18 protein-coding genes and 1 pseudogene are annotated in these 18,845 nt (G+C 70.2%); 5 read left to right on the top strand and 14 right to left on the bottom strand.

The window, feature by feature from the left end:
• Positions 1-7: 7 nt before the first annotated feature.
• Positions 8-964, bottom strand: coding sequence for a hypothetical protein (locus AC4HOU_RS01805; RefSeq protein ID WP_490724053.1), 957 nt, complete (start codon positions 962-964; stop codon positions 8-10).
• A complete protein-coding gene (locus AC4HOU_RS01810; RefSeq protein WP_490724054.1) occupies positions 945-1,733 on the bottom strand; it encodes a hypothetical protein in 789 nt (262 codons plus the stop codon). Before AC4HOU_RS01810 ends, AC4HOU_RS01805 begins: the two co-directional genes overlap by 20 nt.
• A gap of 305 nt (positions 1,734-2,038) precedes the next feature.
• Between AC4HOU_RS01810 and AC4HOU_RS01815 the strand changes: the two genes are divergently transcribed.
• A complete protein-coding gene (locus AC4HOU_RS01815; RefSeq protein WP_490724055.1) occupies positions 2,039-2,767 on the top strand; it encodes a PAS and ANTAR domain-containing protein in 729 nt (242 codons plus the stop codon).
• Between the two features lie 85 nt (positions 2,768-2,852).
• Here AC4HOU_RS01815 and AC4HOU_RS01820 read toward each other — a convergent pair whose 3' ends face one another.
• From AC4HOU_RS01820 to AC4HOU_RS01830, 3 genes and pseudogenes are all read right to left on the bottom strand, one after another.
• Positions 2,853-3,398 (bottom strand): STAS domain-containing protein, encoded by a 546-nt coding sequence (locus AC4HOU_RS01820; RefSeq protein WP_490724056.1) that lies wholly within the window; start codon positions 3,396-3,398, stop codon positions 2,853-2,855.
• 142 nt (positions 3,399-3,540) lie between these two features.
• The gene (locus tag AC4HOU_RS01825) at positions 3,541-3,888 is read right to left on the bottom strand and encodes a hypothetical protein (protein ID WP_490724057.1); all 348 of its coding nucleotides are present in this window, start codon (positions 3,886-3,888) and stop codon (positions 3,541-3,543) included.
• Positions 3,885-4,761: pseudogene (locus AC4HOU_RS01830) on the bottom strand (molybdopterin oxidoreductase family protein); the annotation flags it as partial. The gene AC4HOU_RS01825 and the pseudogene AC4HOU_RS01830, both read right to left, overlap by 4 nt.
• A 139-nt stretch (positions 4,762-4,900) precedes the next feature.
• Between AC4HOU_RS01830 and AC4HOU_RS01835 the strand changes: the two are divergent.
• The 3 genes from AC4HOU_RS01835 (at position 4,901) to ligD (ending at position 9,258) form a co-directional block, all read left to right on the top strand.
• On the top strand, positions 4,901-6,181 hold the full coding sequence (locus AC4HOU_RS01835) for an ATP-grasp domain-containing protein (RefSeq protein WP_490724058.1): 1,281 nt from the start codon (positions 4,901-4,903) through the stop codon (positions 6,179-6,181).
• Positions 6,182-8,227, top strand: a complete 2,046-nt coding sequence (locus AC4HOU_RS01840; RefSeq protein WP_194990411.1) for a CocE/NonD family hydrolase — start codon at positions 6,182-6,184, stop codon at positions 8,225-8,227.
• A gap of 89 nt (positions 8,228-8,316) precedes the next feature.
• The gene (gene ligD / locus AC4HOU_RS01845) at positions 8,317-9,258 is read left to right on the top strand and encodes a non-homologous end-joining DNA ligase (protein ID WP_163811147.1); all 942 of its coding nucleotides are present in this window, start codon (positions 8,317-8,319) and stop codon (positions 9,256-9,258) included.
• A gap of 148 nt (positions 9,259-9,406) precedes the next feature.
• On the opposite strand, the gene AC4HOU_RS01850 is transcribed toward ligD, so the two are convergent.
• Entirely contained in the window at positions 9,407-10,099 is a 693-nt protein-coding gene (locus AC4HOU_RS01850; RefSeq protein ID WP_490724244.1) for a MerR family transcriptional regulator, read from the bottom strand.
• A gap of 112 nt (positions 10,100-10,211) precedes the next feature.
• Here AC4HOU_RS01850 and AC4HOU_RS01855 point away from each other — a divergent pair, with 112 nt between their 5' ends.
• Positions 10,212-11,429 (top strand): erythromycin esterase family protein, encoded by a 1,218-nt coding sequence (locus tag AC4HOU_RS01855; protein ID WP_490724059.1) that lies wholly within the window; start codon positions 10,212-10,214, stop codon positions 11,427-11,429.
• Here AC4HOU_RS01855 and AC4HOU_RS01860 read toward each other — a convergent pair.
• The 8 genes from AC4HOU_RS01860 to AC4HOU_RS01895 all read right to left on the bottom strand — a co-directional run bounded on the left by AC4HOU_RS01860 (position 11,383) and on the right by AC4HOU_RS01895 (position 18,804).
• Positions 11,383-12,189: a MerR family transcriptional regulator gene (locus AC4HOU_RS01860; protein WP_490724060.1), complete on the bottom strand. Its 807-nt coding sequence runs from the start codon at positions 12,187-12,189 to the stop codon at positions 11,383-11,385. The two genes, AC4HOU_RS01855 and AC4HOU_RS01860, sit on opposite strands and share 47 nt — an antisense overlap.
• A 41-nt stretch (positions 12,190-12,230) precedes the next feature.
• The gene (locus AC4HOU_RS01865) at positions 12,231-13,145 is read right to left on the bottom strand and encodes an alpha/beta fold hydrolase (protein ID WP_490724061.1); all 915 of its coding nucleotides are present in this window, start codon (positions 13,143-13,145) and stop codon (positions 12,231-12,233) included.
• Between the two features lie 43 nt (positions 13,146-13,188).
• The gene (locus AC4HOU_RS01870) at positions 13,189-14,016 is read right to left on the bottom strand and encodes an SDR family oxidoreductase (RefSeq protein WP_163810986.1); all 828 of its coding nucleotides are present in this window, start codon (positions 14,014-14,016) and stop codon (positions 13,189-13,191) included.
• Between the two features lie 47 nt (positions 14,017-14,063).
• Entirely contained in the window at positions 14,064-15,146 is a 1,083-nt protein-coding gene (locus AC4HOU_RS01875; protein ID WP_490724062.1) for an NAD-dependent epimerase/dehydratase family protein, read from the bottom strand.
• A 74-nt stretch (positions 15,147-15,220) separates the two neighbouring features.
• On the bottom strand, positions 15,221-16,306 hold the full coding sequence (locus AC4HOU_RS01880; RefSeq protein ID WP_490724063.1) for a hypothetical protein: 1,086 nt from the start codon (positions 16,304-16,306) through the stop codon (positions 15,221-15,223).
• Positions 16,296-17,270, bottom strand: a complete 975-nt coding sequence (locus tag AC4HOU_RS01885) for a glycosyltransferase family 9 protein (protein ID WP_195019473.1) — start codon at positions 17,268-17,270, stop codon at positions 16,296-16,298. Before AC4HOU_RS01885 ends, AC4HOU_RS01880 begins: the two co-directional genes overlap by 11 nt.
• A complete protein-coding gene (locus AC4HOU_RS01890; protein WP_490724064.1) occupies positions 17,267-18,244 on the bottom strand; it encodes a PfkB family carbohydrate kinase in 978 nt (325 codons plus the stop codon). The genes AC4HOU_RS01885 and AC4HOU_RS01890 overlap by 4 nt, the downstream gene beginning before the upstream one ends.
• Complete coding sequence (locus AC4HOU_RS01895; protein WP_163811143.1) at positions 18,241-18,804, bottom strand: D-sedoheptulose-7-phosphate isomerase; 564 nt, start codon at positions 18,802-18,804, stop codon at positions 18,241-18,243. Before AC4HOU_RS01895 ends, AC4HOU_RS01890 begins: the two co-directional genes overlap by 4 nt.
• Positions 18,805-18,845 lie beyond the last annotated feature (41 nt).

An 18,845-nucleotide genomic window follows, 5' to 3' on the forward strand; every position in this document is an offset into this window, starting at 1 on the left:
GCGAGTGTCAGCAGCGGTCGCCTGCGGGGTTGTCGGACAGGCGGAACTCGAATCGCACCGCGCCGGGTGCGGAGGCCGGCAGAACGATGGCGGCGCCGCGGTGGGTGGGCCAGTTGCGTGGGAGCAGGACATATTGGTCGCCGATATGGGAGAGCATGACCAGACCGTCGTAGCGGAATCGGTAACCGGAATTGTCGGCGGGGTCGCAGGCGACCTTGCGCACGTCGACGCTGGACAGGTGTAGATCCTTCTCGCTGTAGACGACAACGCCTGGGCTGTACGGGATTTCCGCGGTCGACAGCTGGGCTCGGGAGTTGCCGACCGCCGCGGAGTAGTCGGTCGCGACCCAGAACAGGCTGATTCCGACGACGACGAACAGGATCGTCCACTCGATCACCGCCGCGGCCTCCGAGCGCGGCGGCGCCTGCGGGTCGCGCTCACGCAACAGTTGCCTGCGTTGCAGGACGACGTACCAGAGCAAGCCGACCCCGGCGATGACCGACAGCGGTGCCGCACCGAGCATGTTGTTCAACGGGAACACGAAGAACAGCCGGCTCAACCCGAATGCCAGCACCAGCACCGCGATCGCTGTCACCACCCGCAACTGCCACCGACTACGTGGCGCACCGCGCACCGATTCCGGCAACGCCAGATACCCCCAGGTCAAAGCCATCCCGATCACCCCGGCCACGATCAGCGGGACGAACAGGGCATCGACGCTGCGCATCAGGTAGTCGGTGATGCTCGGATGCAGGCTGGCCGACTCGACGCCGAAATGCCGGAAGTACCAGTAGACGTGGTTCCAGCCGAAGTAGAACAACAGTGCGGTGAGCAGTGTCGTCGGCGCGACGAATTGGCCGAGCGTCGCGGCTACCTTGCCGAATCCCTGGAACGGGGACGATGACGGCTCGTCGCTGCGCGGCTCCGCGCTGCCGGGAGCTGGTTCAGGGGGCTGCTGCGCCATCACCGGTCTCGGGAGTCTCGGTCACGCCTGCTCCAGAGCCACCGGCTCCGCCCTCACCGGTACCGCCCGTTCCACCCTCACCGGAACCACCGGTCCCGCCCTCACCGGTACCGCCCGTTCCACCCTCACCGGAACCGCCCGTCCCGCCCTCACCGGGACCACCGGTCCCACCTTCACCGGAACCGCCCGTCCCGCCCTCACCGGGACCACCGGTGCCGCCCTCACCGGAACCGCCCGTCCCACCGGGATCCGTGGGATCGCAGGAAACCGGGCCGGTCAGCAACACCAGTGGCACACCGGGCGTGATGAGCAGATAGCCCCCGATCGGATCGCTCTCATCATCCCACGGTTCGTGTTGCGCGCCGCTGAATCCGTCGTACACGCATTGTGTGCGTTCGGAATCCGGGTTGATGCCCTTCGTCACCACGCACCCGTCGCACACGCTGGCGACAGCGGCACGCACCTCCGCGAGCAGTGGGTCGATGGGGGTCCCCTGACGCTGCACCGGGTTCGCGATCCGGATCGGCGCGACCGGCCCACCGCCGCCCCCACCACGATCCGGCTTCCCCGGAACCGGCGGCGGCCCACCGGTTCCCGGGCCGCGTGGCGGCACCTGGCCACCGGTCGTGTTGTCGGGTCCGGCACCGCTCGGCGTGGTCGCGATGGCCGCCTCGTTCGACGTCGTCGCACCGACGGGAGGCGGTGGGGTACGAGCAGTGGGAGGCGTCGTACCGCATCCCGCGCAGATCAGCACCGATGCGGCGGCCACGGCGAATATCGGGGCGATCCCGGGCCATGGTCTCCCGTGATCGGTCCCGGCCGGATCGCCGCCATAGAGAGCCGTTCGAATCGCCTGCGGATCCATCGTCCACCCTCCGCTCCCGGCGATCGCCCTCGCCGGATAGCTAATTGAAGCAGTACCGGCGACCGGTCGCGCGTGATTTCACCATGGGATTCAGAACTGTTTCCTGGTGTGGTTGTCGAGCCCGCACGGACCCGCCGGCCACCCCGCCTCCGCGATCCGGCTCCTGGCATATTTCCGCTGGTTAGACGATAATCGGGCGGGTGCCGAGCATGCGCGGCGAGAGTGAACCGGGCACCACTGTCCATCCGCTGGAGGCAGTGGCGGGAGAGCCGCAGCGGATGGGGATCCTGCGGCTCTGGTTCACCGACGAGCACTGGGCGTGGTCGGATGAGGCCGCCCGGTTGTACGGATACGAACCCGGCGAGGTGGAGCCGACCACCGAGCTGCTGTTGTCACACAAACATCCCGACGACCGCGAGGGCGTCGCGCGGTGCATCGCGCAGGCCATCGAGACCGGTGAACCGTTCTCCAGCAGGCACCGCATCGTGGACACCGCCGGGCAGCAGCATCATGTCATCGTGGTGGGCGAGCCGCTGGTCGAGGACGGCGTCGTCGTCGGCGCCACCGGATACTGCGTGGACGTCACCGGATCCTTCGACGTCCAGCGCAAGGAAATCCTCGACGAGACGGTGCCCGACATCATCCACGCCCGATCCGTCATCGAACAGGCCAAGGGCGCTCTGATGCTCATCTACGGTCTCAGTGCCGACGAAGCCTTCCGGGTGCTGCGGTGGCGATCCCAGGAAACCAACATCAAACTGCGCGATTTCGCCGAACTACTCGTCGCGGCACTTCCCACGCAGGGCGAGGCGCCCGCGCAGCAGCGCATCCGATTCGACCACATGCTGCTCACCGTGCACCGGCGACTGGGAGGCGACGGCACGGCAGGCGTCGATCACGGCGGCTCCGACGGGCAGCCGGACGAAGATTCCGCGTGATCGTCCGCGAGGTCATTCTGAGCAGCTGTGTGCCCACGTCGCAGGCCCGGGCCGCCGGCGTGGCATCGAAGTGGCGTGCGCCCGGTCAGCCATGCCCATTCGTCGAGCTGTAGCCGTCCCCGCTCGGCGGCGGGTCGACGAGAGCGATGCGCGTCTGCTGATGGCGGGTTCCGCGCGGCGGCGGTGAACCGCGCCGGCCCAGCTCGAGCCGGGTCAGCGCGCTCACCACGGTGGAGTGGATGGGTAGCCGCCCGACCCGCGGGTCGGCGGCGGCGAGCCGGAAGACCGTGGAACTGGTACTGACCAGGCACACCGGTACGCCGTCGCGTCCGAAGCGCTCAGCGTCCTCGGCCAGCGTGGCCAAGGTGCGCCAGGACAGGAAATTCAGTCTGGTGGTGTCGACGATCAACCCGCCACCTTTGGCACGCGCATCCTCGGCGGCCTCGGCGACTGCCTGCCGCCATAGCGGGAGCGTGAAGGCGTCGGCCTCGCCGCGCACCGACAGCACGACCGAGCGGCCGCGGCTGCGCCGGCAGCACACCAGCCGGTCCTTCGGATCGGGGTGCCCGCACAGCGCGGAGAGTTCCCGGCGCGGCAACGGGGTGGTCTCGAACTCGGAATGTGGTGCCATCATGCTCCCGAATCAGGTCCGTGCGCTTGCGCGCCCTGATCAGGCCACCCTGCATTCTGAAGGCAAACCTTTGAATACCGACCAGTCTACGACATCGTGTGGTCGGCACCGCTTATTCGTCATAACTCGATGGCCACGGTGGTCAGCCGGCGAGGATCTGCGGGGACAGCACTTTCAGCATGGCGTTCGCCCAGCGCAGCTGACGCAGGGTCTGCGGATGGCAATCCTGTGCCAGTTCCAGCAGATCACTCACCCGTCGCTGTAGTGGTGCGGTGACCGATCGCAGGCTCACCGCGTGGTGCGCGCCGGCACCATGGTGCGGGCCCACTCGCTCGATCCGCTTCCGATGTTCGCGCGACCAGGCGGCGAGATCGCCTGCGATGTAGCAGATCTCGTGCTCGGCGTGGTGACGGGCCGAGAGCGCGGTGCGGTCGTGCTCGAGCGTGTGCTCACCGCGATGGAGTTCGTCGAGCAGCATCGCCAATGTCATCGGGAGCTCCTCGTAGCGGTGACATCGGAGTCCGCCATCGCCTGCGCTCCCCCGCGGGTGGGCGGCACGGACTGGTCCAGCGGCGCCGAGGATGTATTGGTCGGTGCGCGGGCCGGTTCGCTGCCGCGGGCGAGGCGGCGGACCGCTGCCACCGAAGTCTTGAACAGGGGTTGTTTGACACCGGATCCCAATCGGTGACGGTCATTTCGTTGGCGGCACGATCATGACCGTGCCCCTCGGCATCCCAGTAGCCGTAGTGGAACGGTACGAACAACACACCCCGCCGAATCCTCGATACCCGAGCGTGCGCCCGGATCGTGCCGCGCGGCGAGGTCAGCTCGAGCAGATCCCCCTCGGAGATGCCGAGGTCGGCGGCACCCGCTCCGGCGATCACCACCGCGCAGCATTCGGTAACTGATGCCGGTGTAATCGCAGGGCCGGCCGGCCGAGCACCGCTGCCATGCCTCGAACGCCGATTCCGGATCGTGCCAGGCCGGTAGCGGCTGCCCGTCGAAGGTGCCGGTCTTCTCACCCCACGCCGCCGCGGGCAGCACCACATCGGCCAGTTCGGCGGTTTCGGTCCGGATAATATCCTGCACTACCAGAAACAGCCGCTCCTGCGACAGGATCTCGCGGATACGTCCCAGCTCCGGCAGCGAGACCGCCGGGTTGGTTGCGGAACCCCGGCAGGTCGCCGTCGGCGCCGCATTCGCGGGTGTTCTCGGCGGTGGGCTGGCCGTTCATCTGCAACACCCCGCAGCCGGGCCTGCCGAGCATGCCGCGCACCAGGTGCACATTGTTGACCTGCACCGCGGCGGCCGTGGGCTGATGGAACCCCCGATGGCCGGTCTCAACGAGGGGTGCGCAGCGGCCCGGAATCGTACCGGGTGCGTGCCGCGCCCGGTACGGGGTAGCCGGTGTCCAAGAGCCCGTCGAGCTGTGGCGTGAGAGCGGCTGTCGCTGCCCGGCCCGACGCCGTCATCGCGGTAGCCGCATCTGGAGGACGAACGTGGTGAATGTCTTCGTCCCGGGTCTGACGCGCGGGCAGCGCGCCGACCTGGAGACGGTCGAGGTGCCCGGTGGCTTGCGCGTGCACGGATTGCTCGATTACGACGCGTTGGTCTCGGCCGAGGAGTTCGACTTCGACGAGCTGCTCCGGCGCGCACGCGACGAGCTCGCCGCGTTCGACGGCCCGATCGACGCGATCATCGCGCATTGGGACTTCCCGACCAGCGTGCTCGTGCCGATCCTGGCCGCCGAGTATCACCTGCCCTCGCCGAGCCTGGACAGTGTGATCGGCTGCGAACACAAGTTGTGGAGCCGGCTGCTGCAACGGGCGTCGGTGCCCGAATGCGTCCCCGGGTTCGCCGCCTTCGACCCCTTCGATGCGTACGCGCTGGACACGATCGACCTGGCGTTCCCGTTCTGGGTGAAGCCGATCAAGGCGCATTCCTCACAGCTGGGGTTCGAGATCGCCGACGCACAGCAGTTCGCCGACGCGACCGCCGAGATCAGGGACGCCATCGCGCGCATCGCCGATCCCTTCGACCAGGTACTCGGGCGGGTGCGCGTCCCCGAGGAGGCCCGGGCCGTCGGCGGTCGCACCTGCCTGGCCGAACAGGTCGTCAGCGGGATCCAGGCGGCGCCGGAAGGATCGATGTTCCAGGGCGAGTACCACGTGCACGGGGTGTTCGACATGCGCAAGGACGAAGCGGGCCACAGTTTCGTGCACCTGGACTACCCGGCACGCACGGTGCCGGTCGAGGTCCAACAGCAGATGATCGACGTCACCGAGCGGTACCTGCGCCACATCGGTTTCGACAACGGCTGCTTCAACTCCGAGTTCATGTGGGAGCCGGAGACCGCACAGCTGTGGCTGATCGAGATCAATACCCGGATCTCGCAGTCGCACAGCGATCTGTTCGTCAAAGTCGATGGCACCTCGAATCATTCGGTCGCCATCGACGTCGCGCTCGGGCGCAGGCCGCGGATGCCTTCCCGGCAGGGTGATTTCGCCGTCGCCGCCCAATGCCTGATCCCCCGGTACGACGACGGTGTGGTCACGAGGGTGCCGGCCGAGAGCGAGATCGCGGCGCTGCGCCGGCGGTTCCCGGCGACGGTGGTGCACATCGACGTGAATGTCGGCGACCGCTTGTCGGAGCTGCCGAATCAGGATGCCTATCGGTACCGGCTCGCCACCCTCTACATCGGCGCGAACGATCACGCCGAGCTCGAACAGCGGTATCAGGACTGTCTCGAGGCCCTTCGGTTCGAATTCCAGGAGGTCGACTGAGTGCATACGGTCGAATCGTTGCCCTACCGGGTGCGCGAGATCGAGAACATCTTCATCCCGATGCGCGACGGGGCCCGGCTCGCGGCTCGCGTGTGGCGACCGGTCGCCGACACGCCACTACCTGCGGTGTTCGAGTACATCCCGTATCGCAAACGCGACCTCACCCGAGCCAGAGATGCGTTGAACCATCCCTATCTGGCCGGGCACGGGTATGTCAGCGTGCGGGTCGACCTGCGCGGCAGCGGCGACTCCGACGGTGTGCTCACCGATGAGTACCTGCCCACCGAACACCAGGATGCCTGCGACGTCATCGAATGGCTGGCCGCGCAGCCGTGGTGCGACGGCAATGTCGGCATGATGGGCATTTCCTGGGGCGGTTTCAACAGTTTGCAGGTGGCCGCTCAGCGCCCGCCCGCGTTGAAGGCGGTGATGAGCGCGTCGGCGACCGAGGACCTCTATGTCGACAACATGCACTACATGGGTGGCTGCCTGCTCTCGGACAATTTGTCCGAAGCGACGGTGATGTTCGCCTTCAACAGCCTGCCACCGGATCCGGACATCGTCGGTGATCGCTGGCGCGAGATGTGGCACGAACGGCTGGCGGGCAGTGGGCTGTGGATCGAGCAGTGGCTGCGCCATCAACACCGCGACGACTACTGGAAACGGGCGTCGGTGAACGAGGACTACGGCGCGGTGCGCTGCCCGGTGCTGGTGGTCGGCGGCTGGGCCGACGGATACACCAATGCCATCTTCCGGCTGCTCGAACATCTCGAGGTGCCCCGTCTCGGCATCATCGGACCGTGGGGGCACAAGTACCCGCATCTGGGGGTGCCCGGCCCGGCGATCGGGTTCCTCCAGGAGCTGGTGCGCTGGTGGGATCACTGGCTCAAAGGCGTCGACACCGGGATCATGGACGAGCCGATGCTGCGGGCGTGGATGCAGGACAGCGTGTCACCGCAGCCGTCCTACGAGGACCGGCCCGGCCGCTGGGTCGGTGAACCGCGGTGGCCCTCCGCGGGAATCGAGCCGCGGCACTACGTGCTCGGGCGCTACACCTTGGCCGAGGCGCCGGCCGAGATCGACGCCCGCCTGCTGCACGTGCAGTCGCCATTGAGTGTCGGCATGTTCGCAGGCAAATGGGCGTCCTATGCCGCGACCCCGGATCTCCCGTCGGACCAGCGCGAGGAGGACGGCGGGTCGCTGGTCTTCGAGACCGAGGCATTGGAGGACACCTTCGAGGTGCTGGGGCTGCCGAGCCTGGAGCTGGAGGTGTCGGCGGACCGTCCGAACGCGATGGTCGCCGCGCGGCTGTCGGATGTGGCGCCCAATGGCGAGGCGACCCGGGTGACCTACGGGCTGCTCAACCTCACCCATCGCGACGGCAGCGCCGATCCGCGGCCGCTGGAGCCGGGCCGCCACTACCGGGTCCGGGTGCCGCTCAACGGCATCGCCCACTCGTTCCCGCCCGGTCACCGGATCCGGCTGTCGATCTCCTCGTCGTACTGGCCGCTGGCCTGGCCGTCGCCGGAGCCCGTCATGCTCACCCTGGTGGCGGGGCGCAGCTCGCTCATGCTGCCGCATCGTCCGGCCCGGCGCGGGGACACCGAGCCGCGTTCCTTCGGCGCCCCGGAAGCGGCGCCACCGGACGCCAGCACTCGGTTGCAGCCGGGCAAGCACCACTGGAAGGTGGAACGCGACCTGGCCAGCGGCGTCTCCACGCTCGAAGTGGAGAACGACCAGGGCATCATCCGTTTGGACGAGACCGGAACCCGGGTCCGGCGTGCCACCACCGAATGGTTCAGCTTCCGTGGCAACGATGTCACCTCCGTACGCGGCGAGACCCGCACCGTGCGCCGTCTCGAGCGCGGCAGCTGGCGCACCGAGATCGTCACCCGCACCGTGCTGCGCTGCACCGCCGAGGAGTTCGTCATCGACGCCCGGCTCGACGCCTACGAGATCGACCTGTCCACCGTCGACCCGCGGGTGGTCGACCAGCGGGTGTATTCGCAGAACTGGCACCGGCGCATCCCCCGCGACCTGGTGTGAACACGCCGCCCGACCGTGCCCCGAGCGAATCGGCGGACGCGGAGGTTTGCTGCGGATACGCTGGGGCGGTGGTCGCGGTTCCGGCGCCGATGCTTGCCGTCTCAGGACGGCCGCCCGATGATGCCGAGTGGGCGGTCGAGATGAAGTGGGACGGGGTGCGGGCGATCGTGGTCTGCGGGGGCGGTGAATGCCGGCTCTACAGCCGCAATCAGCGCGATGTCACCGGGTCGTATCCGGAGTTGGCCGGCGTGCTCGGCGATCTGGCGGGCGGGCGTGAGCTGGTACTCGACGGCGAGATCATCGCCCAGAGCGCCACGGGCGCGCCGTCGTTCGCATTGTTGCAGCGGCGGATGCATGTCGTGCGGCCGACCAACCAATTGATCGCCGCGGTGCCGGTGCAGCTGCATCTGTTCGACATCCTCGGTGCCGGCCCCGACTCGCTGACCGGCCTGCCGTACCTGCGACGGCGCGAGCGTTTGCAGGAGCTGGAGTTCACCGACGCGCCGGTGCGCACTCCGCCGCACTGGCTCGACGTCGACGCCGACAAGCTCATCGCCGTGGCCCGGGAGAACCATCTCGAAGGCATCGTGTCCAAACGCATCGATTCCACCTATCAGCCCGGCCGCCGCTCCCCCGCCTGGATCAAAACGCCCCTGCGCAAGACCACCGAGGCGATCGTGGCGGGCTGGACCACCGGCAACGGCGCCATGGCATCCACCTTCGGATCGTTGATCCTCGGCGCCAACGACCCGGACGGCCGCCTCGTCTACCTCGGCAACGTCGGTACCGGCTTCACCGCCGCCGTCCGCCGCTCCCTGCGCGCCCGTCTCGATACCCTCGCCCGCACCGATCCGCCCTTCCCCCAACCGCCGCCCCGCTCCGCCGTCGGCGCCGCCCACTGGGTGGACCCGGTCCTGGTCGGCGATATCGAATACCGCGAATACACCGGCGAGGGCCTACGCCACCCCAGCTGGCGCGGGCTGCGCAATGACAAGACACCGCAGCAGGTCGGCGTTCCGGCGAGCAGTTGAGGTCACACCCGAGCCGCAGCCGTCGGGCACGGCGGCCCTGGAAGCACCGGAGTGCTCATGCGTCGCCGTGCAGGATGGCTCGGGCCAGGGCGGCGGGCGCAGTGCGCTCGGCATGCGACGAGACTGTGCAGCCCTGGGCGCGGACCGGCTATCGGCGATCGAGCAGGGTGAGGTAGGCATCCAATTGTGCTGCACCGCTGAGTAAGTGGCGGCTGCGGGTGTCGAGGCGATGTTGCCAGGCCGCCAGGAACTCGTGCAGAGCTTCCGGGCCGCCGGCCTCGTGGACGGAGTCGAGGAACTGCACGATCTTGTGCAGCGGGTAGCCGCCGCGGCGCAGCTGACGAGCGATATCGGCGTCGCGCACACTGTCGGGGCCGTATTCGCGGTAGCCGGTCGCCCGGTTGCGCTGCGGGCGCAGGATGCCCGCGGATTCCCAGGCGCGCAGGGTGGCTTGGTGCACACCGATGCGGCGGGCGAGTTCGCCGACGGTCAGCGGAGGTCCGGGGATCGGCGGTGGCGTGGTGGACAGTGCGCCGAGGCCGGCGGCGACATCGAGGCGGGTGTCGCGTTCGGTGAGCAGGGCCAGATGGGTGGCGTCGAGCCGGCGGTAGGCGGATTCGGTGTCGCCGCGGTTGACGGCGCGCATGATTTCCGCGGCCGGTTCATGGCCGTGTCCGGCACGTAAGGCGAGGAAGGTGCGCAGCGCCTGCGCGTGCAGGGAGGTGTAGCGCCGGTAGCCGGTGTCGCTGCGCGCGCTCGGCGGGAGGATGCCCGCGTCCTCGTAGTTGCGGATCGCCTGGGCGGACAACCGGTGTTCCCGGGCGAGGTCGATGGGACGCAGCGCGGACCTCCGTTTGAGGGTTTCAGCAGTAAATGCCTGGTGGGGTTCGAGAAAGTCTCACCCGATTCTTCAACGATAGCGTCGAGGGCAGGTTCTTCTGAAAGGGGTATCCATGTCCACTGACACCTCGCTGCGCGCGCTCGGGCGCGAACTCGGCGATTCGGCGAGCCTGGGCCGGGCCATCGACGAACTGCTCGCCGCGCGTGCCGAGCCGACGGCCCTGCTCGGGCTCGGCGAGCCGACGCACGGGATCGCGGCCTTCCCGGTGCTGCGCAATAAACTCCTCGCCCAACTGGTGGACCGGGGTTTCCGGTCGATCGCGCTCGAGATCGACATGACCGCCGCCACGCTGGTCGACGACTACGTCCACGGCGCGGGCACCGATCTCGACACCGTGCTCGCCACCGGGTTCAGCCATCACTTCGGCGCCGTACCGGGCAATCGGGAACTCGTCGAATGGCTCCGCATGCACAACGCGGGCCGCCCGCCGCACGATCGGGTCCGCTGCTACGGCTTCGACTTTCCGGGCGACCAGGTCGAGATCGCGAGCCCCGGACCTGCCCTGCGCGCGACCGTCGCGTACCTGCCCGAGCCCCTGCGCCCGCGGTCGGCGGATGAGCTGGAAACGCTACTCGGCGACGACGCCGAGTGGACGAACCAGGCCGCCATGTACGACCCGGCCGCCTCCATCGGAGACTCCGAACGCGCTCGCGCCCTGCGTATCCTGGCCGACGATCTGGCCGGTGCCCTGCGGCGCGCCGCGCCTGCCCTGCACCCGGCGGACCCGGACGGCTACGCCGACGCCGTCGCCTCCGCCCGCACCGTCCTCGGCCAGCTGCGCTTCCATGCCGCCATGGCCGAGACCGGCCCCGACCGCATCGCGCACATGCTCGCGGTGCGCGCGGAGCTGATGGCCGACAACCTGCTCGACATCAGGGCCCGCGAACAACACCGCGGTGCCACCCTGGTCTTCGCCCACAATGTGCACCTGCAGTACGCGCCGCCCAGCATGGCGGTCGGCGAGAACCAGGTGCGGTGGGCCAACGCCGGCGCGCTCGTCGCCCTCGCCCTCGGTGAGCGCTATGCCTTCGTGGCCGCCGACGCGAACCCGCACAGCGAGCCGGGCACCCTGGCCGGTGTGCTGGCGGAGGCCACCAGCGGGCGCGCCCTGTTCCCGGCCGGCCCGCTGCGCGCCGCCCTGCCCGCGACGATCCGGTCAGGCGAGCCGATGATGCCCGGCCACATCCCGTTCACCCCGGCGGACCTGACGGGCGCGGACGCGATCATCTGGATCGCCGACACCGACGGGCAGCGGCATCGGTACTGGTAGGCGAACTGAGAGCCGCACCGCCTCCACTGCCCGACCGGGCGGTGCGGTGCCGCTCGGCGCGGCAGGTGAGCACCTCGACGATGCGCTGCCACGCCGGGGTTTCCTCCGAGATCCGGGAAAAGACCAGCGCCACATGTCCGGAGCCGCCGCCGTCTGCTTCGTGCCGGGTCTTCCACGCGTCGAGCTCGTCGATGAGCCTGTCCAGCCGCGGATCGCGCGGATCCCAGTCCGCCGCGCGATCACAGGCCAGATACAGCCGGACGGTCTCCGGATCGTCGAAGGCGCTGTTCTTCTCCCGGATCCGCTGCGCCATGGCGCCCGGCTCCAGCGCCTGCATCAGAATCCACGCGTCACGTTCGGCGCGGACACGTCGCTCGCTGACGCCGAGGCGGCGCATGCGGTCCAGGATGTCGACCACCTCGGCCGGGAGGACGAGCCGCTCACCGCTGTCGAGTGCGGCGATGCTGCGGCGGTAGCCGGCCAGCTGGTCGATTCTGCGCTGCAGGTCGGCGTCGATATCGGCGACGGCGGCGGCGAATTCGGCCGGCCGGGCGTGTAGCAACGCGTCGATCCGGGCCAGCGGCACGCCGGCCTCGGCGAGGGTCCTGATCCGGATGAGATCGACCGCTGTCTGCGGGCTGTAGCGGCGGTAGCCGGAGGCGTCGCGTTCGGGTTCGGGCAGCAGTCCGACGTGGTGGTAGTGGCGGACGGTGCGCACGGTCACGCCGGCGGTCGCGGCGAGCTGCCCGATCGTGAGCACCGTCCTCCTCCGAATCGTCGTCGCGGGTGATCGCGCCGAGTCTAGGGGCGGGTGGCCCGGTCGATGACATCGGCGACCGCCCGGACGACGGCGTCGGGGCGGTCGAAACACAGCCGGTGGTGCACGGTGTCGTCCAGAATGCGCTGTTCGCCCTGCGAGGCCGCAGCCGCCCGCGCGGCATCCATGCGTCGTCTGCCATCGTGCAGCTGCTGCACCGTCGAGGCCGGGATCCGGCCCCGCTCGGCCGGATCGGTGCCGACGACGCTGAGCGCGATCGTGGGGACATCCGGCAGCCCGGGCCCGCCGCGCAGCTCGGCGGCGAGTTCGGCCAATCCGCTGCGTTCGGCGAGGCCGGCCCGAAGCCACTCGGTGGTCAGCTTGGCCCGCACCAGCGGTTGCCGCAGGTGTTCGGGGTAGGCCGCGAGCAGTTCGGAGTGGATGTCGCGCAGCATCGGGCGCATCTGCTCGAGTTCAGCGAGGCCGGGGCCCGCGTGTTCGGCGGCGGCCAGGCTCGCTGATGCCGGCATGTACGCGTCCCAGTCGTGGTGCAGGGCATCCAGCCAGACCAGTCCGGCCACCTCGCGCGGATAGAGCTGGGCGAATCGGTGCGCGTAGAACCCGCCGAGGGAATGCGCGGCGAGTACGTAGGGGCCGGCGATGTGCTGCGCGCGCAGCAGATCGCGCAGCTCGACGGCAACGGCGGCAGCCGTGCGCGGCAGCGGGAGCCGATCGCTGTAGCCGGTTCCGCCACGGTCGTAGCTCACGGCCGTGGTGAGTCGCGAAATCTCCTGCTGGACACCGAAGTAGTCCAGCCCCACCGCGCTCGCGCCGGGCAGGAACACCACCGCCGGTCCCCCACTGCCCGCTCGGTGGATGAACAGTCGCCGTCCATCGATGTCCTGGAATGCGCCGATCGGCGGGACGAGCCGAGCGGCGTGGGTGCTGTTGTGCGTCATGCGCCAAGGCTGCAACCCTGACGCAGGGTCAAGGTCAACCCGGCTAGGGGCGACGCCACTTCTCGTCGGGGACGAGCTGGCTGGACTGCGGGCCCATCAGCAGCATGCCGCCGTCGACGATGTAGGAGGCGCCGGTGACGTATCCGGCGGCGGGGGTGGCGAGGAAGGCCACCACGGAGGCGACTTCGTCGGCGTGGCCGGGGCGGCCCAGTGGCAGTCCGGGGCGCGGTTGCGCACGTGGATCGGCGTCTTCCTGGCCGGTCATCGGAGTCGAGATCTCCCCCGGCGCCACCGAGTTGACGGTGATGTCGTATTCGGCGAGTTCCAGCGCGAGCACCTTGGTGAGCGCGCCCAGTCCGGCCTTGGCGGCGCAGTACGGCGCGGCACCGACCTTCGGCGCGTGCTCGTGCACGCTGGTGATGTTGATGATCCGTCCGCCGCGACCGGCCTCGATCATGTGCGCGGCGGCGCGCTGGGAGCACAGGAACGCACCGTCCAGATCCACCGACAGCACGTGCCGCCAGGTGTCGAAGTCCATCTCCATGGCCAGTGTGGCCGAGCCCGTTCCGGCGCAGTTCACCAACACGTCCAGCCCGCCCAGTTCGGCGGCGAATTCGTCGATGACGGCGGTACTGGTCGGCAGATCGTCGAGATCGAGGTGGCGGACGGCGGGCCGCGCGCCGCGCTCGGTGACCAGCTCGGCGGTGCGCGCGGCGCCCTGCTCGTCCGCGTGATAGGTGATGCCCACATCCACCCCGCCACCGGCGAGGGCGACGGCGATGGCACGTCCGATGCCGGAATCGGAGCCGGTGACCACGGCGCGCAGCGGTGCGCCGATGCGTTCCTTCGGTAAGGGAGCGATAGTTGCCATGCTGATCGGCTACCCGCCAACGCCCAGGCGACACAGCCGTGCGGTCGTCATCGTCCGTGCTGGGCGAGCGCGCGGTCGACCGGGTCGTGTCCACCGACACCGGAGGTGAACTCGCGGTAGCGCCAGGCCCCGCCGGCATCCGGCGCCAGCGGCGGCGTCCGGCCCCCGGCGCCGGCGCGGAATCCGTCCAGGAACTGGGTGAGGGCGTCCGAGGAGCTGATCCGCGGCGTCCAGCCCAGCTCGACGCGGGCGCGGGTGGTGTCCATGACGGGCAGGTGCATCATCGCGTCGAACAATCCCGGGGTGGCCGGCGCCAGCCGCAGATGCCAGGCCGCCGCGAGCGCGGTGCGCACCAGCCGGGGCGGCACTTCGACCGTGCGGGTGCGCAGGATGCGGGCGAGTTCGGCGCGGGCGAGCACCGGTTCGGCCGCGATATTGAACGGGCCGCGCGCCTCGGAGACCACGGCCAGCGCATAGGCCAGTCCCACATCGACGCTGTGCACGGCCTGGAAGCGCAGCTCGCGCGGATACGGCAGCACCGGCAGCAGCCCGGGCCGCAGCAGCGGATTGGGCATCAGCGGCCCGAGGAACAGCCTGCGCTGCTCGCTGGCGGAGGCGTACTGGAAGGTGAAGGCCGGGCGCATCCGCACCACTCGGCAGTCGGGCTGCTGACGCTCGAAGGTGTCGAGCAGCCGTTCCACATATGCCTTTTCGATCATGTAGGACGCGCCGGGCCAGCCTTCGGTGGGCCAGGACTCCGACACCGGGCGGTCGTCTGTGCACGGCGAATACGCGCCGACCGAGGAGGCGTAGATCAGGGCAGGCACCCGCGCGGCCGCCACCGCCTCCAGCACTCGTGAGGTGCCGCCGACGTTGGCCCGCCAGGTGTCAAGGGGCCGGTGGGTCGGCTGGAACAGCCAAGCCAGGTGCACCACGACATCGGCACCGCGGAACAGCGCGGTGAGGTCGTCGTGGCGTACGTCGGCGGCGACCCACTCCACCCCGACCCGGTCCTCGGCCGGGCGCCGCCGCGCCGCACCGACGATGGAGGTCACCTCCGGTGTGCCCGACAACGCGTCGATCACCGCGGTGCCCACGTTCCCCGTCGCCCCCATCACGACTAGCCGCATCGGTCCTCCTCGTGTCGGCCGGTCCTACCGGCATACCCGCGTGCCCGGCGCCCACACCACGCCGCCGGGCCGATTCAGCTGTCCCGGTCGCGGGCGACGCGGTCGCGTCGTTCCCGCTCGCGGTATCCGTAGGTGGCGCGCCGGACGGTGATGTCGTCTTCCAGGCCGGAACCGACCGCGCCCGCCACCGTGCCGAGCGCGCTCGCCATGGCCGCGATGGTCAGGTAATCGCCGACATCGACCGCGCGACCGAGCACGCTGCCCAGGTAGGCCGGCGGGATGATCAGCCCGACCGCGGCGCAGGTGAGCAGGAACAGCGTCGCGAAGAACACGACCGTGCCGACCGCGACGGTGGCCACGGTGCCGGCATTGCGCAGTGCGAGATCGGGTCCGTGTGCCATGCCCGCGGCATCGGCGCGCTCCCAGAGGCCGTGCCCGGCGATGGTCCAGACGGTGAGCGCGGCGATCGCCGTGACCACCACACCCGCCAGCCGGAACGGCCCGAGCGCGGTGGCCAATTGCCAGATGCTGGAATACAACACACCGAACGCGGTGCCTGCCAGCGATCCCGCCAGCGCCGACGACAGCCCGAGGAACAGCTGCCACGGCCGGTTGGCTCGCACCATGCCTGCCAGCAGCCGCGGTAATCCGATGCGCCGAGGCGAGACGATGCGCGCCGTCGAGGGGGCGGGGGTCTCGACGCGGGCGCGGTGGAACGGGCGCGGCATCCGCAGTTCGCGCCGGACCCCGGCCGGTCGTAACCCGTCGATCAACCGCACGGCCAGCTTTTGCAGCCGGTTACGCAAGCGCCAGCCGCCGAGCGCGGGCAGGGAGATCAGCGCGACATGGTGCGCTCGGTCCAAGCTCGCCAGCACGATGCCGTCGTCGGTGCGCAACGGCAGATCGGTCAGGCACAGCGCCAGATCCCAGTCGGTATGGCCGACGTGCTGGGCGGCCTTGTCGATGAGGTGTTCGTCGTCGGGGTGCATCGCCTCGAACGGGTCGTAGAAGACCTCGACCTTCCAGTCGATGCCGCGATCGTGCCGGGCGAGCAGGTCCGGTAGGCGCTCGCCGAGTTGGTGGGCCAGGCGGGCAGGCAGATCCGGGTCGGCGACCATGCCGACGGTCACCGCGGCACGCTCGGCGCCGTCAGAAGGCACGGTCGCTCACCGTGCTCATCGCGTCGGTGCGGGCGCGCGGTGACCAGGCGAGCGCGAGTTGGTCGTCGACGGCCTCGATGACGTCGTCCGTGCCGATCATGAGCAGTCCGGGATCGGGTGTGCTCGCATGCGGATCGCCGATCCGGCCCGCCCACAGCGCCCGGTGCCGGGACCGTGGCGGTGGTCCCCACCAGCGCGGCGGGTTCGGCCCGAAGATGACGACCGACGGCGTGCCGAACGCAGTGGCCAGATGCGCGAGGCCGGTATCGGCGCAGACGACCAGGCGCGCACCGGCGACCAGGGCGGCGGTCTCGTCCAGGGCCAGTCGGCCCGCCACCACCGTGCCCGCACCGGCTTCGGCGGCCACCTGTGCGGCCAGGGTGCGCTCGCGCGCATCGCCGGTGATGAGCACCCGGTATCCGCGGCCGTGCAGGTGCGCGGCGACGCGGGCGAATCGTTCGGCGGGCCAGCGGCGCGCGGCCGAGCTGCCGCCCGGGTGGATGAGGACTCGCGCCGGATCGGCTGCGGTGGCAGGTGGCGCCGCGACCGACAGCCGGGTCGGGTCCGCGGGAATCCCGGCCCAGTCGAGCAGGCCGCACCAGCGGGTGACCTCGTGGGTGTCCTCCGGCCAGTCCGGACCGGGGAACTGGGGAAAATCGCGGTGCCCGAAGGTGATCAGGCGCTCGGGCGCGATGGCCGCGAGGTCGGCGATGCTGGCGGGTCCACGCCCGTGCAGGTTCACCGCGGTGGCCGGAGACGGCCCGGCCCAGCGCAGTGCGCCGAGGCCCGACACCGGATGCAGCGCGTCGACCGTGCCGGTCAGTTCGACGATCGGGCGCAGCCACCGCGGAGCGGCCAGCACCAGCCGATCGCCGGGGCGGGCGCGGCGCAGGGCGCGCAGGGCGGGTACCGCGGTCAGCAGATCGCCGAGACCGAGTGCACGCAGAACCAGGACGACGCTCACCAGCTCGGGTCGCTCGCGGCGAGTTCGGGTGCGGGGATCTGGGGCGCGTCCTCCGCGAAGGCGGCAGCCGCGCCGTCGGCGACGAAGGCCGAGGCGGCAGCGACGGCCGCGCGGACGGCGTCCTCGGCGTCGGCGCCGTCACCCATAGCGATCGTGGCGGCCACCGCGAAGCGGTCGCCGGCACCACAGGTGTCGCGCACCGATATCGGTCCTGTCGCCGGAACCGGGATGCGCACGACATCGGATCGTCCGGCGCAGGACAGCACCGCCCCGTCGGCGCCGAGTGTGACGGTGACCGCCCGCGCCGACCAGCGCCGCGCGAGCGCACGGGCACGAGCACCGACATCGGCCGAGTCCGGCAGGAAGTGCTCGGCCTCGGGGCGGTTGGGCGTCACCAGGTCCGCCCCGCGCACGGGGGTCGGCCCTTTCGGATGGGGATCCCACACCAGTGGTGTCCGTCGCGGGCGCTGTTCGAGCAGCGCCCGGATCTGCGGATGTGCGGTCACCCCGCGCCCGTAGTCGGCCACCAGCACCGCGCCCGCGTTCGCCAACGCCCACCGGGCGTCCTCGCTCACCGGACCCGCCACGGTGCGGCCGTGCCCGAAGTCCAGCCGGGTGATCGGGGCGAGCACGGATTCGCTCGCGCCACCCGCCCAGGGACCGGTGGCCCGCACGCGTTGCTTGCACACCGTGCTGCCGTAGAACGGCAACGCCGCCACCCGCACCCGGCGGGCCAGCAGCGAATGCAGCCGGTGTCCGGGCTCGTCATCGGCGAATCCGGCCACCAGCACCACCTCGTCGGCGTATCGGGCGGCCAGCGTCGCCGCCAGCCCCGCACCGCCGGGGCGATAGGAGCGGCTGGTGACGTCGACGACGGGCACGGGCGCGTCGGGGCTGCGGCGATCGGCGCGGCCTTCGATATCGATATCGAGCAGCACGTCGCCGACGATCACCAACGGTGCGGTGCTGCTCAACTGTCGACCCCCATCGCTGATTCCAGTGCGGCGCACAGCGAATGCACCAGCACCAGGTGCATCTCCTGCACGACCGACACCGAATCGGCGTCGACCGGGATGGCATCGTCGCAGAGGGCGGCCAGCGGATTGGGCGAGGGCCCCGTCATCGCCCAGGTCGCCATGCCGATCTCCTTGCCCGCCTTGGCCGCTGCCACCACATTGGCGCTGGAACCGCTGGTCGACAGGGTGAGCAGCACATCGCCGGGGCGGCCGTGGGCGAACAGCTGCCGGGCGAACATCTCGTCGGGGCCGTAGTCGTTGCAGATCGCGGTCAGGCTCGAGGTCTCCGCATGCAGCGAGATCGCCGACAGCGGCCGGCGTTCGGCGCGGAAGCGGCCGGTGAGTTCGGCGGTCAGATGCTGTGCCTCGGCGGCGCTGCCGCCATTGCCGCAGGCGAACAAGCGTCCGCCGGAGGCATAGATGCCGGCCAGCCGCACACCCCAGGCCAGGACGTGTTCGGCCGCCGGGCGCAGGTTCTGGTGCAGCGCGCGTCCGAGCGCGTCGAAATGGTCTTCCAGCTCGGCGGTCCGCACGCGACTGCGCGGATCGAGGTTTTCCG

The sequence above is a fragment of the Nocardia sp. JCM 38205 genome (assembly GCF_058222935.1).